Raw genomic sequence first — 14,992 nt, forward strand, 5'->3', positions numbered from 1 at the left:
GGCGGTGGTGAGGGGTGAGGATGCTGGGGAACCGCGTTACCCCCCAGGACTCCGCCCCGTAGACTCGCAGCGAAGCGGTGGGTGGTGTTTGCGGGCCGGCCCCGCGTTCTGGAGGAATCGGTGACAAATCTGGCGCAATCGTGGTGGTTGGTGATCGGTTTGGCGGGATCGCTGCTGCTGGCCACCGTCGCCCGGGGTCAGGGCTGCACGCCCCAGTGGGACGAATCCCTCTTCGGCCTCGGCCACGGCCCCGATGGCGACGTGGTCTCCCTGGCTGTCCACGATGATGGCAGCGGGAGTGCCCTCTACGTCGGCGGCAGCTTTGCCCATGCCGGCTCCCTGCCCGTCTAGAACATCGCTCGATGGGATGGCGAGTCGTGGTCGGCCGTCGGGCCCGGACTGCTCGGCGTGGTGTCGGCCCTCATCGAGTTCGACGATGGCAACGGCCCGATGCTCTACGCGGGTGTGGCGATTGGCTCGGATGGTTATGTCACGCGGTGGGACGGCCAGCAGTGGGAGCAACTCGGCCCGATGTTCGATGGTGCCATTCAGGCCCTGACCGCCTACGCCGAGCCGTTGTACGCCCCCAGATTGTGCGCAGCGGGCAACTTCCGCTGGATCGACGGGCGGTTCGCCCACGGCGTGGCACGCTGGAGCGGTCGCTCGTGGGACGCGTTGGGCGAAAGCGTCACTTCGGCGGGCCTGGCACTCGGCACCTTCGACGACGGTACGGCCGAGGGGCTCTACGTCGGCGGTAGCTTTACACGCGCCGGCAGCGTCGATTCCAAGGGCATCGCCCGATGGCATCGAGGTGTCTGGTCGCCACTCGATACCGGGGTCGGCGGATTCGTAGAAGCAATGGCGGTACACGACGACGGAAACGGGCCGGACCTCTACGTCGGTGGCTCCTTCGATTCGGCCGGCCCGACGACCGCAGAAGCCGTCGCTCGATGGGACGGCTCCGCATGGAGCACGGTGGGCGAGGACAACAGCGGCCTGATTCGCGCGATGATCTCGCACGACGACGGCCGCGGCCCGGGCCTTTTCGTCGGCGGGAGCCTGTACCGCATGGGCGGCACGCCGATCCGCGGTCTGGCCCGCTGGGATGGCGCCGAATGGTCAGCCGTGGGAGAACTCGTGGCCGGCACCGTGTTCGCCGCTGCCGAGTTCGATGACGGCCGGGGCAAGGCGCTCTACATCGGCGGCAACATGAGCGTCGGCTCGCCCGGACACTCGATGAATCTGGCCCGCTGGGGGTGCCTGCCCGGCCCGTGCCGCGTCGATCTGGACGACGACGGCGAGCTCACCGTGTTCGACTTCCTGATCTTCCAGAACGAGTTCGACGCGGGAACGGCCCGCGCAGACTTCGACGGCGATGGTGAGCTCACCATCTTCGATTTCCTGGCCTTCCAGACGGCGTTCGAAGACGGCTGTGCTTGAGCCTTACCGATCCTGCAGCCGGCGAGGCGATGCGCTCGCAACGAGTCGGAGCGTGGGCGTGTCCCAGTTGGCATTCAGGCCCGCGTCTCCGATGTCGCTGGCTTCGACGGTGATGTCCATGGTCGCCCGGCGGAGCTGGGGGCCGATGTCATATTCCAGCGTGAACGTTGCGTCGAGCACACCCCGCAGCAGCGGTCGGGTCTCGCTGGTGGTCAGCACGCCGTCGGTAAACTCGTCGATGGTGAGCATCAGCCGCTGAGAGCCATCGGTCGCATCGGGGTCGACCTCGGCGAAGATCCGGGTGATCTCGCGGAAGTTCGTCGCCTCGTCCTCAGCCGACACGAACTCGATGCTGTTGGTGAACATCGGGTTCTGCGTCTGATCGAGTACGTCGATGGGATAGGGGGCGAACTCGCGCCCCGTGCGGATCATCGTCAAGACGCGGTGCGTGACGATGCGCGTCACCACGTGCGTCGAAGCCGTCTCGCTGGTCTGCTGATAGCTCTTGAAGCTGGTGTCCAGCGCCGCCAGCGATGCCGTCAGCAGCGCGGCACTGATTGCCAACGCGACCATCATCTCGATCAGGCTGAAGCCACGGCCGCTGGTGGCCAGCAAGCGACGAACTGTGTTCTTGTGCGTGTTCACGGGCGCCCCTCCTGGTACGAACCGGGCAACACCCGGACTTGCATCGGCAGCATGATGCCGTCGGGCAGCACCATGCTGGGATTGAACCGCAGGTGCACGCGGCCATAGCCATGGAAGGGCACCGGCACCGCGCCATCGGGCACGTCGGGCGAGTCGTGCGGCACGTCCGCCAGGCCATCGCCATTGGTGTCATAGCCCACGATCTTCTGCATCCGCATCTCGCCGGTGATCGGATCGGCCGCCATCGCTTCGGGTAGCGTCGTGGGATCCAGCGACTCCTCGTCGCCGTCATCAGGACCGAAGTACCCCAGCGTGGTATTGAACATCGCAGGGTTGCCCACCGGCACGCCGAACTGATCTACCAGCGGGGCCACGCCGGCCTCGGGCTTGAAGGTCATAAGCAGGGCGCCGTCGATCGACGCGTTCCCGCGGATGTCCATCACGCCGGCAACGACGACGCCGCCGAGCTGCACGTCCTGGGTGGGGGGGCTGTTAAAGGTGCCAAGGTCCACCGAATAGCCCGGCAGCATCATGCTCGAGAGGTCGATGAGCTCCTCATCGTCGCTGTCGGGACGATACCGCTCGTCACCTTGTTTGTCCGGATCGGGATGTTCGCGCAGGAACCGCGTAGCACCGGTGTACTGCAACTTGTTGCGCGTGGGCGTGTACTGAGTGGGCGTATCGCTCACAATCGAGCCAATGAACAGGCAGTCATGGAAGCGGATGTTGTTGGACACCAGCTTCGTGTCGGTCACCCGCCGACCGTCCAGCACGATGGGCTCCAGCAGATCATCGAAGTTCACGGGCCGCGACGTCTTGAGGAAGTCCGCCTTGTCCAGTGCCTGCGTGAAGGGGTTCATGGGGATGAAGAACCGTTGCGACGGCGGCAGCGCCGATGCCGGCAGCACGTCATCGGGATACTCCGAAGCGGTCGTCACCTCCACGCGCGGCGCCTCGGGCACCGGGCGCTCGGCGCCCGCGTCGAACTGCATGCGACCGTACAACTCCCAGTTCAGGTGCTCGTTGTTGGCTTCGGTCCGGACGTAGGTAATACCGACGAACGTGCAGTTGATGAACAGGCCGTTGAGACCCGGCTCGAGCACGGCATCCTTGAACGTCATGTTCACGAACACCGGACGGTAATACCAGTCCGTGAAGTTGGGGCTGTTGAAGGGCGACTTTTCGAAGTACGCCGTCTCCCAGTTGTCGGGGCTGCCGTCGCCGTTGGCGTCGGGGTCCAGCCGGAAGTACTGCGGCGCTTCGGGGTCCGTCCCCGGCTCCACATATCCCACCAGGTCGGCCGGTCCGGCCAGGCCCAGGTTCTGGGCGACCTGGAGCCAGAATGGATCCGCATCGGCCGTGCCGGCCACGATCTGATCCTTCGCCTTGGCAAACCGTTCGGTCGTCAGTTCGGGCAGGTCGTCCTCAGTTGCGCCGAACGTCATGGCCGCGTCTTCACCGGGATCGATGGGGCCGCGCAGCCGGTCCTCGACAGGGCCCTGCCGAGCCTCCCAGTCTTCACGGGTCGCGCGAAACGCCAGCGTGCCGTCGACCTTCCGATACAGGTCGCGTGCGTCGATGAATCCATCTCGATAACCCAGGACCTGGTCGGCGAACAGGCCCGAGTACGGATCGACGTCTCGCAGGGGTTCGTCTCCGGGCTGCCAGACCCCGTCGCCATTGACGTCCTCGAAGCCGTACAAGCGGTTGCGATTGCGGTCGGGCTTGGCGCTGTCGATCAACAGGGCCAGTGCATCGTCGACACCGCGGCCAGAGCCGTCCACGAACTCGGCGGTGGCAAACTCGCCAGGCGTGCCAGCACGCAGGGCGTCCGACAGCGCAACCCGTCCATCACCATTGGTGTCGTAGAAGGCCAGGAACAGGTCAAATTCGTCGATGAAACCATCGCCGTTCACGTCCAGGGCCGTCTCGTCCGGCTCGCCGTCGCCGTCGAGGTCCAGCCCGCTGCCCAGGCCTTCTTCCGGGTGCCCCACGCGCAGGCGGTTATCGTTGTCGACGTCGAACCGGGAGATGTTCGCGTTCAAGGCGTCGAGCTTCGCGTCCAGATCTTCATCAAGATGCCGGAAGTCGGAGCGCAGCAGCATCGGGTCGCCGTGGGTGAACGTCGTGTCCGTAAACGTCGAGCCCAGATCACCATCGATCATGACGTTCTTGCCGATCATGATTCGGTTGGGCGAGATGACCGAGTGCTCGACGCGCTTGAGCATGCGATAGTCGCGGCTGATCGTGCGGGTCAACGGTACGCCGCCACGCTGATGATCGAAGTCGTAGCCGGTCACGATGATGCGGATGTCAACGCCGTTGGCCAGCGGTGCGTAGGTGATCTGATACGCCTGACCGCGCGGGTCCTGGTCGGGGTTCTGCTCGACCAGGCCCACCGCGGGGGTAAACAACCAGTTGTCCTCGGCGTAGAGCGTGAGATCGACATCCACCGGGGCCGCGCCGAGCGTGGGCGCGACGATGCCGTCGATATCAATCGTGTTTGCGTCGCTGTCGTGGATGATGGCCAGGGCATTGGCAACGCCCGCCGGGACGTCGCCGGTGGGCAAGGCCCGGACCACCGTGTCAACGTCTGCAGGAATCGTCCCCAGCCACAGCTGCGTGCCCAGCGTCTGGTCGATCCGGCCGCGGTCAATGACGAAGCGCGTTGCCGCCAGGTCCAGCCGCTGCTCGGCGACTGCCAGGCCCGTCTCCGCAGAACTCATCGCTCGGCTCACGTGCAGGTGTGCCGCCGCGGTTCGCAGGTTGCCCTGGCTCACCACGGCCATCGCGGCCGCAAGCGAACCGAACAGGATCAGGAACATCATTGACAACACCGACACGACTCCGCGGCGGCGCGGCCCGGGGCGTCGGCGACCATGGCGTGCATGCGTTCGTGTTGCCTTCATCATTGCAGTCCTTCCATCGCGCCTATCGCGGCACGATCCACGTTACCCGAGTCACCTCGGTGGGCGCCGTGACGAACGGGCCCTCGTAGGTCACGATGACCTCGACCTTGAGCGGGAACTCGTCGATCGCGATGCCCGCCGAAGCGCCAACCGGCGGCTCGACGTAGTCCACCGCCAACTCCCGCGTCGGGTCCGTCGGGTGCACCTTGACGACCCGAACGGTCTGCGTCCAGCCCTGCATGGGAACCGGGTTGCCATCGGGGTCCAGCATGACCGAGCCATCATCGAAAATCTCGGGGATCACCAGGCCGAACGCGTCGAGCGGGCCCGGCAGATCGTCGTCATCGATAAACCCCGGTGTTCCGTTGAACGCGAAGCTCAGTCCGTCGAAATCGTCCAGGTCGTCGAAGTCCTCGACCAGGACTTCACCAGGCTCGGGTCCCCAGCCCTGCACTTCACCACCGACGATGCGCAGGCCGGTGACCGGATCGTGCCGACGCAGCGGCAGCGTCAACTCGCGGAGTTCACCGCCCAGGAACGTTGCCGTGGCGGCATGCGTAGACCACTGGTTGCTTCGCATGAAGGCCTGGTGGGCCTCGACGATCGCCACTACGCCCACGCCGATGATCACCGTCGCCAGCGCCGTCTCGATGAGCGTGAAGCCCCGGGAGCGTCGGCCGCGAGCACGTCCAGCACGTTGGCGAAGGCCATGGATCACGGGATACCTCCAATACGCCGGCAGGGCCACAAAGGCCCCGCCAAGGTTCACTGTCCATTCCGAAAGACCGATCAGTTCACGATCTGGCTCATCCGGAAGATCGGCAGGATGATGGCCATGGCGATGAAGCCGACAATGCCGCCCATAACGATGATCATCACCGGCTCGATCAGGCTCGTGACGGCCTTGATCTGGTCCTTGAGCTGCTTGGCGTAGTACACCGACACTTCGTCGAGAACCTCGCCAAGCTTACCGGACTCTTCGCCCGCCGAGATCATCTGCACCACGGCGCGAGGCAGAAGCGTCGTCTTGCTCAGCGGCAAGGCGATCTTCTTACCTTGCTTGACCGACATGTACACGTTCCGCCACATCGCCTTGTACAACCGGTTGCCCGAGATGTCCCCGGTAATGGCCAAGGTGTCCAGCATCGGCACGCCGGCATTGATGAGCTGGCCCTTGGTGTGCAGGCTCCGGCTGATGTACAGCGAGCGGAACATGTTCTTGAAGACAGGCAGCGTGAGCTTCATGCGGTCGGCAAGCAGGCCACCGGGCTCGGTCTTGAGCGCCAGGAAGCCGGCCATGCCCAGCCCGAAGACGCCGGCAACGATGTAGGGCCACTGCATCTGCAGGAACTCGCTCAGCCCCATGAGGAACTTGGTCGAGGCCGGCAGCGCATCCTCCTTGCCCTCGAACACCGCCTTGAACTTGGGCAGCACGAATGTCAGCAGGAACACCGTCACCGCGACGGCCATGGTGCCGATAATGCCCGGATAAATCGAGGCGCCAACCACCATCTTGCGAGTCTCGATCTGCTGGGCGATGTAGCCGGCAATGCGGTCCAGCATCTGGCTGAACGAGCCGGCCATCTCGGACGCCCGCACCATGTTCACGTAGAGCGGGCCGAAGAGCTTGGGATGCCGGGCGAGGGCCTCGGAGAAGCTCTTGCCGCTCTCGACGTCGGTGCGTAGTTGGTCGATAACCTTGCGGAAGCCGCGGTGCTGGGTCTGGTCGGCGATACCCTCCAGGCTCGCCCGCAGGTTGATGCCCGCCCGGATCATGACGGCCAGCTGGGTGGTGAATTCGAGCACGTGCTTCTGGCTGGGCTTGCCGGCGTTCAGGTCGGCAAGCTTCTCCATGAGCGCACGCCGCTGGATGCCCCCGCCCACCGGATTCACCGCCAGGATGTGGAGGCCCTGGTTGCGCAGCACCGTTGCCGCGGTCTGCACGCTGTCGGCCGACAGCACACCGACCTGGATCTGGCCTCCCTGGCCCCGCACCTGGTAGCGATAGTTCGGCATCGCGAATCACACCCCTTGGGGCCCCATGCCCCATCTAAACCCACACCACTCAGGCGACGAGCTGACGCTCCAGCTTGTCGGGGAACGCCGCCTGGGCGACCGCGTCCTCCTTGGAGATCATGCCGTTGAAGTACAACTCGGCGATCGACGCATCCAGGCTGCTCATCCCGATCGAGCGGTTTGTCTCGATCACGTTGGGAATCTCGAACGTCCGGTTCTCGCGAATCAGGTTGCGAACCGCCGGCGTACACAGCAGCGTCTCGACCGCCGGAACCATGCCGGGCTCGTCGATCCGGCTGAACAGCGTCTGGCTCACGACCGCCTGCAGCGTGTTGGCAAGCATCGAGCGAATCTGGTTCTGCTGCCCGGCCGGATACATGTCGATGATGCGCTCCACCGTCTGGCTGGCGTTCACGGTGTGCAGCGTGCTGAGCACCAAGTGGCCCGTCTCTGCGGCGCTGATCGCCAGCGCGGTGGTCTCCAGGTCACGCATCTCACCGACGAGCACGATGTCGGGGTCCTGACGCAGAGCGTGCTTCAGGCCGCTGGCGAAGGTGGGCATGTCCTGGCCCAGCTCGCGCTGCTCGATGAGGCAGTGGTCGCTCTCGAAGGTGTACTCCACCGGATCCTCAAGCGTAATGATGTGCTTGCGATACCGCTCGTTCATCGCCTGGATCATGGCGGCCAGCGTCGTTGACTTGCCCGATCCGGTGTCGCCCGTCACAAGCACGAGCCCGCGCGGCAGGTACGTCAGGCGGGCGATGACCTCCGGCAGCGTCAGGGCGCTCAGCGGGGGCACCTTGGTCTTGATGGCACGAAGGCACAAGCCGACCTGGCCGCGCTGCAAGTGGGCATTCACGCGGTAGCGGCTCAGCCCCTCGATCTCGTACGAGAAGTCCGAGTCCTTTTGGCGATCGAAGGTCTGCACGGCCTCGGGCGGCGCCATCTCCTCCAGGATGGCCCGGCCCGACTCCGGCGAGATCACCGGGAAGTCCATGGGCGTCATCACCTGGTTCACCCGCATCACGGGCGGCTGCCCGGAAACGAGGTGGATGTCCGATGCGTTGGCCTTGTGGGCCACCTTGAGAACGTCGTGCAGGTTCACGCGCAAATCCCCCTCAACGGGCGTCTGGCGGCCGGCGGACGTCGCCGACCTCAACGCTCACCATCGTCGCGATCCACCCGCCACTGTGGTCCACGCGCAGGCCAACGCGGCAAGAAACGCCGGTTGTAACGGCGCACCGATCCACCAACGTCCCTATATGCGATCCGCCCGGCGGTTATCGCCCTAGCCGCGAGCCGCCTCGTCCCGCGCCGCCACGGCCAGCCTGTCGGCCCGCTCGTTCTCAGGGTGGTCGTTGTGCCCGCGCACCCAGTGGAAGCTCAGCGCGTGCTCGACCATGAGTTCGTCCAGCCGCATCCACAGGTCCTGGTTCTTCACCGGCTGCTTGCTGGCGGTCTTCCAGCCGCGCTTCTTCCAAGAGGCCATCCATTCCTTGAGCCCCTTGAGCACGTACTGCGAGTCCGAGTACAACTCCACGCGCGTGGGCCGGGCCAGCGCTTCGAGCCCGCGGATCACGGCCATCAGCTCCATGCGGTTATTGGTCGTGGCCTTCTCCCCGCCGCAGGCTTCCTTCTCCGAGCCCGAGCCCGGATGCCGGAGGATGTAAGCCCACCCCCCCGGCCCCGGATTGCCCGAGCAGGCGCCATCGGTGTAGAGCTCGACCATCGGCAGCGATCCATCAGCCATCGCCCATACTAACCGATCCGCCCGCACAGAAATCCCACGCCCATCACCGCCAGGTGCGCAATGTGGCGGCGCTACACACGTGCCGGCTGGACGCCACAAGCCGACGCCGTAATCTGCTGATATGAAGCAACCCAGACGCAAGCCCACGCCCCCCAAGCCGAACGCTCGCCTGGAAGCCCGCGCCGCGGCCATGGCCCAGCCCCGTCCGCCAAGGGGCCCGCGCAAGACCAATCCACAACCCCCCAGCCATACCATGGGCCCTATGCCCACGCACCGCTTCGAAGTCCGGCCGCTTCCCGACGCGAGAGACCCCCGCGCCCACCGCCTCATGCGAGAGGCCGCCGCCCTGGGCACGCCCTTGGCAGATGCCCGCACGGCCAAGGTCTACCTCCTGGAGGGCGAGTTGACCCAGCAGCAGCGCGATGCCATCGCCCGGGCCCTGCTGGTCAACCCCGTCACCGAGACCCTGGCGACCGAGAACGGGCATGCCAATCGCCAGACAGCCGTGACGCTCGAGGTCCACCCCCTCCCCGGCGTCATGGACCCGGCCGCCCAATCAGTCGAGGAGGCCATCCGCGAACTACTGGGCGTGGAGGTGCAGGCGTCAACGGGCGCCCGCTACGACCTGGAGGGCCTGGCCGCCGAGGATGCCAAGGCCCTGGCCGCCCGCCTGCTCTTTAACCCCGTCGTCCAGGCGCTGCACGAGGGCCCATTCCACCCCGACGCCCTGCCCCATGGCGAGCCGTACGAATTCAAGCCCATCACGGTCGAGATCTTGTCCCTCGACGATTCCGGTCTGGAGCGTCTGAGCCGCGAGGGCCACTTGTTCCTGAGCCTGGGCGAGATGCGCGCCATCCAGCAGCAGTACCAGGCCCTGGGCCGCGAGCCCACCGACATCGAGCTCGAGACGCTCGCCCAGACCTGGTCCGAGCACTGCGTCCACAAGACCCTCAAGAGCGATTATCACTACACCCGCCCCAACGCTGACACGATCGACTGGACCAATCGCCCCGGCGTGACCATTCACGACGACGGTTCTGTCACGATCGCCAATCTCCTCAAGAACACCGTCGCCGCCGCCACGCACGAGCTCATCGCCGACGGCATCGACTGGACGCTCTCGATCTTCCACGACAACTCGGGCGTGGTCGCCTTCGACGACGACTACGGCGTGTGCATCAAGGTCGAGACGCACAACCACCCCAGCGCGCTCGAGCCCTACGGCGGCGCCGCCACCGGCATCGGCGGGTGCATCCGCGACATCATCGGCACCGGCCTGGCCGCCAAGCCCATCGCCAACACCGATGTCTTCTGCGTCGCGCCGCCGGAAACGACTGATGTCCCTGCCGGCTGCATCCACCCAAAACGCGTACTGCGCGAGGTCGTCGCTGGCGTGCGCGATTATGGCAACCGCATGGGCATCCCCACGCTCAACGGCGCGGTCGACTTCGACCCGCGCTACATCGGCAACCCGCTGGTCTTCGCCGGCTGCATCGGCCTGATCCCCCGAGACAAGATCGACGGCGAGGCCAAACCAGGCGACCGCATCATCGCGCTTGGCGGGCGCACGGGCCGCGACGGCATCCACGGCGCGACCTTCTCGAGCGCCGAGCTGAGCGACACGCACGCCGATGAGTTCAGCCACGCCGTCCAGATCGGCAACCCGATCGAGGAGAAGAAGGTCCTCGACGCCATCCTGCGCGCGCGCGACGAGGGCGAACGACCGCTGTTCAGCGCCATCACCGACTGCGGCGCGGGCGGCTTCAGCAGCGCCATCGGCGAGATGGGCGAGAAGCTCGGAGCCGACGTCCAGCTGGCCAACGCGCCGCTCAAGTACGCCGGCCTGACCTACACCGAGATCTGGATCAGCGAGGCCCAGGAGCGGATGATCCTGGCCGTGCCCGAGCAGAACGTCGCGGCGCTGCAAGCCATCTGCGACGAGGAGGGCGTCGAGCTGGCCAACCTCGGCCACTACGGCACGCCCGACGCCGAACTGATCCTGCGATACGGTGACCACGAGGTCGGCCGCCTGCCCATGGAATTCGTCCACGGCGGCATCCCACGCGAGACCTTGCCGGCCACCTGGTCTCCAAAGCAGCCAAAGCCAAAGGCAAGTAGCGAACCAAGCGTTGGCGAAGCGCTGCTGAAGCTGCTCGCGCATCCGTCGATTGCCAGTAAGCACTGGATCATCCGTCAGTATGACCACGAGGTGCAGGGCAACACGGTGCTCAAGCCGCTGGTCGGCCCGCCCGCCGAAGACGGCGCGAGCCGTGGGCCGGGCGATGCGTCGGTCATCGAGCCCGTGCCCGGCACCGGTCGTGGCGTGGCGATCGGTTGCGGCTTGCAAACGCGCGTGGGCGACCCGGCGATCGGCGGCGACCCGTATTTCATGGCGCTCGCGGCCATCGACGAGTGCGTGCGCAACCTGGTGTGCGTGGGGGCCGACCCCAGCCGAATCGCCATCCTCGACAACTTCTGCTGGCCCGGCGTGAAGGACGCGGAAAGCCTGGGCCACCTCGTTCGCGCCGCCATCGGCTGCTACGACGGCGCCAAGGCCTACCGCACGCCCTTCGTGAGCGGCAAGGACTCGCTCAACAACCAGTTCCGCACCGACGACGGCACAACGATCCGCATTCCGCCCACGCTGCTGATCACGGGGTTGGGAATCGTGCACGACATCGAGAAGTGCGTGACGAGCGATGCGAAGCAGCCGGGCAATGTCATCGTGCTCGTCGACGGCTCGGCAGACTGGCACAAGCTCTCACGTGGCCCGAAGACCGCCGGGGGCGTGGCCCGGGCCATCGAGCAGGGCCTGGTGCATAGCGCCCACGACGTGAGCGATGGTGGCGTGCTCGTCGCGCTGGCGGAGATGCTCATCGCGGGCAGCACGCCCGACGCCCCCATCGGTGCCTCGCTGCATGAGTTTGGCGGGCTGGACCCGTTCGAGGAACTGCCGTGCCGGTACCTGCTCGAGGTGGCTCCCGACCAGGTCGAACGTATCTCCAAACTGCTCGATGGGGTCTCGTGCATGACCTTGGCGACGCTGGATGATTCGGCCACGCTTCAGGTCGACCAGTCATCGATCAATGTCGAGGAAATGGCCCGCGTCTGGTGCGGCCCGCTCGATTGGTGAGCGCACGAGAAGGCCCGGGCTTGCGCCCGGGCCTCCTTGGTTTCTGAACTTCTCAGAAGATCATGGGCGGGCCGGCGCGTTCGCTCGCGCTGGTTCGGCTCTCGATCACCCGGCGATCGCGCTCGCTGAGCACGCCTGGCTGCGCGACGATGCCCAGGCGCGCGTTCGCGGCTATGCACCATCGCCTGAATAATCGCAGCAGCCCCACGAAGCGAACGAGCTTCCATGCGCCCGTGGCGGTGGAAACCAGGCCGAGCACCGTGGCGATCGCGGACAGCGCTGGCGACCAGGACTCGGCGAATCGATGCGACAACATGGCGAACCTCCTCATGGCCGCGGGCGCGCACGCCGGCGGCGATATCGCGGCCTCGCCTTGCGCACCGTGCGCCTGGCTCAACCGCGGAACGGATGTGTGGGAGACCGACGCGGTCAGGCGCGACGGCTGGGCAGCGCACGCACGACACGCGACAGCGCGGCGTGGTGGCGATGGGTTGTGTTACGGGTGCCTGGCGAGGCCGGCGGGGCGTCAGGCCGAGCGAGGTTGACGCGATACACGATCAGTGGGATCGATATCGAGGAACATCGACTGGCCGCACGCGGTGGTGATCAGGTTGAACTCGATCATCGATGCCCCCTCTCTCCCCTAGGGCCTGCGGGCCGCACCGGGGGAATGTGTAAGGGCGAACACTATCTGCATTCGGGGCGGTGTCAACTGCCCAAAAACAAAAACCCCGGCGAATGGCCGGGGTTCGGGGGAGGTTTGCCTGGCTCGGCGATCAAGCCGTGGCCACCAGGATCGTCAGGATGCCGGCGGCCAGGATGAGCCCGCCCAAGGCCCACTTGGTCGCGACGTTGAGGCTGCACGCGGTCGTGCACGGTGCGGTGATGATGTTCTTCATGGTGAACGCTCCTTGACTGGATTGCCGAGAAACGGACTCGTACAGTTCGCTATAGTGTACGATATCTACTATCGTCGGTCAATCGTTCGCAATAGAGAATTATTCGATGGTCAAGAAAACTGTCCCGATGCCCGAGCCCGCCACGTCGGACATCGGCGGGTCCGTCCGGGCCAAACGTGAGCAGATGGGCCTGACCCAGGCCGAACTTGCCCGCCGCAGCGGGGTGAGCAAGGCCATGCTCTGCGACGTGGAGGCCGACCGGAAGAACCCCACGATCCGGCTGCTGGGCCAGATCGCCCTGGGGCTGGGCTGTGGCATTTCGGACCTGCTGGATCTGGATGACAAGCCCGTGTTTACGGTCGACCGGGCGAAGGACCAGCGGGTGCTTGTCGACCCCGAGAACCAGATGGAGCGGCGGATCCTGAGCCGCACGCTGGTAAAGCACGGCGTGGAAGTACTGCACTACACCTACCCAGTGGGCAGCGATTGCGAGGGCTTTCCGCCCCACCCGCCGGGAAGCCTCGAGACGGCCTACGTGCTCGATGGCAAGGTTCGCCTGGTGGTGGGCGATCAGCCGATCGAACTGAGCACGGGCGATGCGGCGACGTACAGGGCCGACCTTGAGCACTCGACGATCAACCTGGGCAAGAAGCCGGCGAAGATCCTGTACGTGACGCACATTCCGCGCCAGCAGGTGGGCAAGACAGAGACCAAGGCGAACCCGAAGGCCTAGCGCAGCCCGTATTCGCGCAACTTGCGATACAGGGTGCGTTCGCCGATGCCCAGGAGCTTGGCGGCCTGTTCGCGGTTGCCGCCGGTGAGGCGGAGAGTCTCGCGGATGGCTCGCTTCTCGATCTGTTCGAGGCTGGTGCCGGCGAGGGTGCCTGAGGCGGCGCCGGCTTCGCCTTCGTCTTCGCCGGCGCGCACTTCGGGGGGGATGTGGCGAACCTCCAGCCGGGCCGGCGCATCCTCGGTCGCCTCGCCGATGGCGGTGACGACCATGTTCTGGATGACGTTGAGGAGCTGGCGGACGTTGCCGGGCCAGTCGTAGGCGGTCAGGCGCATGAGGGCGGCGTCGGTGATTTCCGGGGTGGGCTGCCCCATCTGGTCGGCGAATCGAGCCGCGGCGTGCTGGGCGATGCGGGGGATGTCCTCGCGACGCTCGCGCAGGGGCGGGACGTGGACGTGGGCGCCATTGATCCGGAAGTAGAGGTCTTCACGGAAGGCGCCTTCGGCGATCATCTTGCGGAGATCTTTGTTGGTGGCGCTGACGAAGCGGACGTCGGTCTTGCGTGGGTCGTTGCTGCCCAGGCGGACGACCTCGCCGGTCTCGAGGACGCGGAGGAGCTTGGCCTGCATGCTCAGGGGCATGTCGCCGATCTCGTCGAGGAAGAGCGTGCCGTTGTTGGCGTATTCGAAGACGCCCTCGCGGTCTTTTTCGGCGCCGGTGAAGGCGCCTCGAACGTGGCCAAAGAGTTGGTCTTCGAGGAGGCTCTCGCTCTGGCCTGCGCAGTTGAAGGCGACGTACTTCTTGCTTGCGCGTGGGGAGTTCTTGTGGACGGCGCTGGCGATGAGCTCTTTGCCCGTGCCGCTCTCGCCGGTGATGAGCACGGCGATGTTGGACGGGGCGACCGTGCGGACGGTCTTGATGATCTTCCGCATCGGTTCGCTGCCGGCGATGAGGCCCTCGAATCCGTCGTGCTGGACGAGGTCTCCCAGCGAGCCGGATTCCTGACGCAGCAGCACGGCCTCGGCGGCACGGTTGATGAGGCTGCGGAAGACGGCCAGGTCCAGGGGCTTTTCGATGAAGTCGTACGCACCCTCCTTGAACGCGCTGCGGGCCGTCGAGACATCGCCGTGAGCGGTGACCATGACGGTCTCGGCGTCGGGCTGCAACGCCCGTGCGGCGCGGAGCACGAGCAGGCCGGCGTTGGCGCCGTCTGGATTGACGGTGTCCCCGTCCTGGGCGGTCTGCCCGGCGGAACTCGGCATCCGCAGGTCGGTGACGACCACGTCAAAAGCGCCTCCTCTGAGCTCGTCCATGGCCTCGGCGACGGAGCCGACGATGGTGCAGACGTGGCCGGGCTTGCGCAGGGCTTCGGCCATGGTGTCGGCGTGGTCCGGCTCGTCTTCGACGATCAGGACCTGGGCGGCGGGAGTGGTCGTGCTGGGGTTGCTCTCGGCGATGGCCATAGGTCGG

Annotated in this window: 13 protein-coding genes; 4 read left to right on the plus strand and 9 right to left on the minus strand. The window is 66.0% G+C overall.

Annotated features, from left to right (window positions below; genetic code table 11):
• Nucleotides 1-120: 120 nt before the first annotated feature.
• Entirely contained in the window at nt 121-351 is a 231-nt protein-coding gene (locus RIE32_12040; protein ID MEQ9096980.1) for a hypothetical protein, read from the plus strand.
• A gap of 57 nt (nt 352-408) precedes the next feature.
• On the plus strand, nt 409-1,440 hold the full coding sequence (locus RIE32_12045; protein ID MEQ9096981.1) for a GC-type dockerin domain-anchored protein: 1,032 nt from the start codon (nt 409-411) through the stop codon (nt 1,438-1,440).
• Between the two features lie 3 nt (nt 1,441-1,443).
• On the opposite strand, the gene RIE32_12050 is transcribed toward RIE32_12045, so the two are convergent.
• The 6 genes from RIE32_12050 to rnhA form a co-directional block, all read right to left on the minus strand.
• Nucleotides 1,444-2,085 carry a prepilin-type N-terminal cleavage/methylation domain-containing protein gene (locus RIE32_12050; protein MEQ9096982.1) on the minus strand — a complete coding sequence of 214 codons (642 nt, stop codon included), beginning with the start codon at nt 2,083-2,085 and terminating at the stop codon, nt 1,444-1,446.
• Complete coding sequence (locus RIE32_12055) at nt 2,082-4,922, minus strand: hypothetical protein (protein ID MEQ9096983.1); 2,841 nt, start codon at nt 4,920-4,922, stop codon at nt 2,082-2,084. The genes RIE32_12050 and RIE32_12055 overlap by 4 nt, the downstream gene beginning before the upstream one ends.
• Before the next feature lie 94 nt (nt 4,923-5,016).
• Nucleotides 5,017-5,712: a prepilin-type N-terminal cleavage/methylation domain-containing protein gene (locus RIE32_12060; GenBank protein MEQ9096984.1), complete on the minus strand. Its 696-nt coding sequence runs from the start codon at nt 5,710-5,712 to the stop codon at nt 5,017-5,019.
• Nucleotides 5,713-5,783: 71 nt separating this feature from the next.
• Entirely contained in the window at nt 5,784-7,010 is a 1,227-nt protein-coding gene (locus RIE32_12065) for a type II secretion system F family protein (protein ID MEQ9096985.1), read from the minus strand.
• A gap of 49 nt (nt 7,011-7,059) precedes the next feature.
• The gene (locus RIE32_12070) at nt 7,060-8,115 is read right to left on the minus strand and encodes a PilT/PilU family type 4a pilus ATPase (GenBank protein ID MEQ9096986.1); all 1,056 of its coding nucleotides are present in this window, start codon (nt 8,113-8,115) and stop codon (nt 7,060-7,062) included.
• A gap of 183 nt (nt 8,116-8,298) precedes the next feature.
• A complete protein-coding gene (gene rnhA, locus RIE32_12075) occupies nt 8,299-8,760 on the minus strand; it encodes a ribonuclease HI (GenBank protein MEQ9096987.1) in 462 nt (153 codons plus the stop codon).
• A 262-nt stretch (nt 8,761-9,022) separates the two neighbouring features.
• On the opposite strand from rnhA, the gene RIE32_12080 reads away from it, so the two are divergent.
• Nucleotides 9,023-11,893, plus strand: a complete 2,871-nt coding sequence (locus RIE32_12080; GenBank protein MEQ9096988.1) for a phosphoribosylformylglycinamidine synthase subunit PurS — start codon at nt 9,023-9,025, stop codon at nt 11,891-11,893.
• A gap of 52 nt (nt 11,894-11,945) precedes the next feature.
• Here RIE32_12080 and RIE32_12085 read toward each other — a convergent pair whose 3' ends face one another.
• A complete protein-coding gene (locus RIE32_12085; protein MEQ9096989.1) occupies nt 11,946-12,209 on the minus strand; it encodes a hypothetical protein in 264 nt (87 codons plus the stop codon).
• Between the two features lie 460 nt (nt 12,210-12,669).
• A complete protein-coding gene (locus RIE32_12090; GenBank protein MEQ9096990.1) occupies nt 12,670-12,792 on the minus strand; it encodes a hypothetical protein in 123 nt (40 codons plus the stop codon).
• Between the two features lie 127 nt (nt 12,793-12,919).
• Here RIE32_12090 and RIE32_12095 point away from each other — a divergent pair, with 127 nt between their 5' ends.
• Entirely contained in the window at nt 12,920-13,525 is a 606-nt protein-coding gene (locus tag RIE32_12095; GenBank protein MEQ9096991.1) for an XRE family transcriptional regulator, read from the plus strand.
• Here the strand turns inward: RIE32_12095 and RIE32_12100 are convergent.
• Nucleotides 13,522-14,985 (minus strand): sigma-54 dependent transcriptional regulator, encoded by a 1,464-nt coding sequence (locus RIE32_12100; protein ID MEQ9096992.1) that lies wholly within the window; start codon nt 14,983-14,985, stop codon nt 13,522-13,524. The two genes, RIE32_12095 and RIE32_12100, sit on opposite strands and share 4 nt — an antisense overlap.
• Between the last annotated feature and the right edge of the window lie 7 nt (nt 14,986-14,992).

Source organism: Phycisphaerales bacterium (assembly GCA_040221175.1).
Classification (GTDB): Bacteria; Planctomycetota; Phycisphaerae; order Phycisphaerales; family UBA1924; genus JAHCJI01.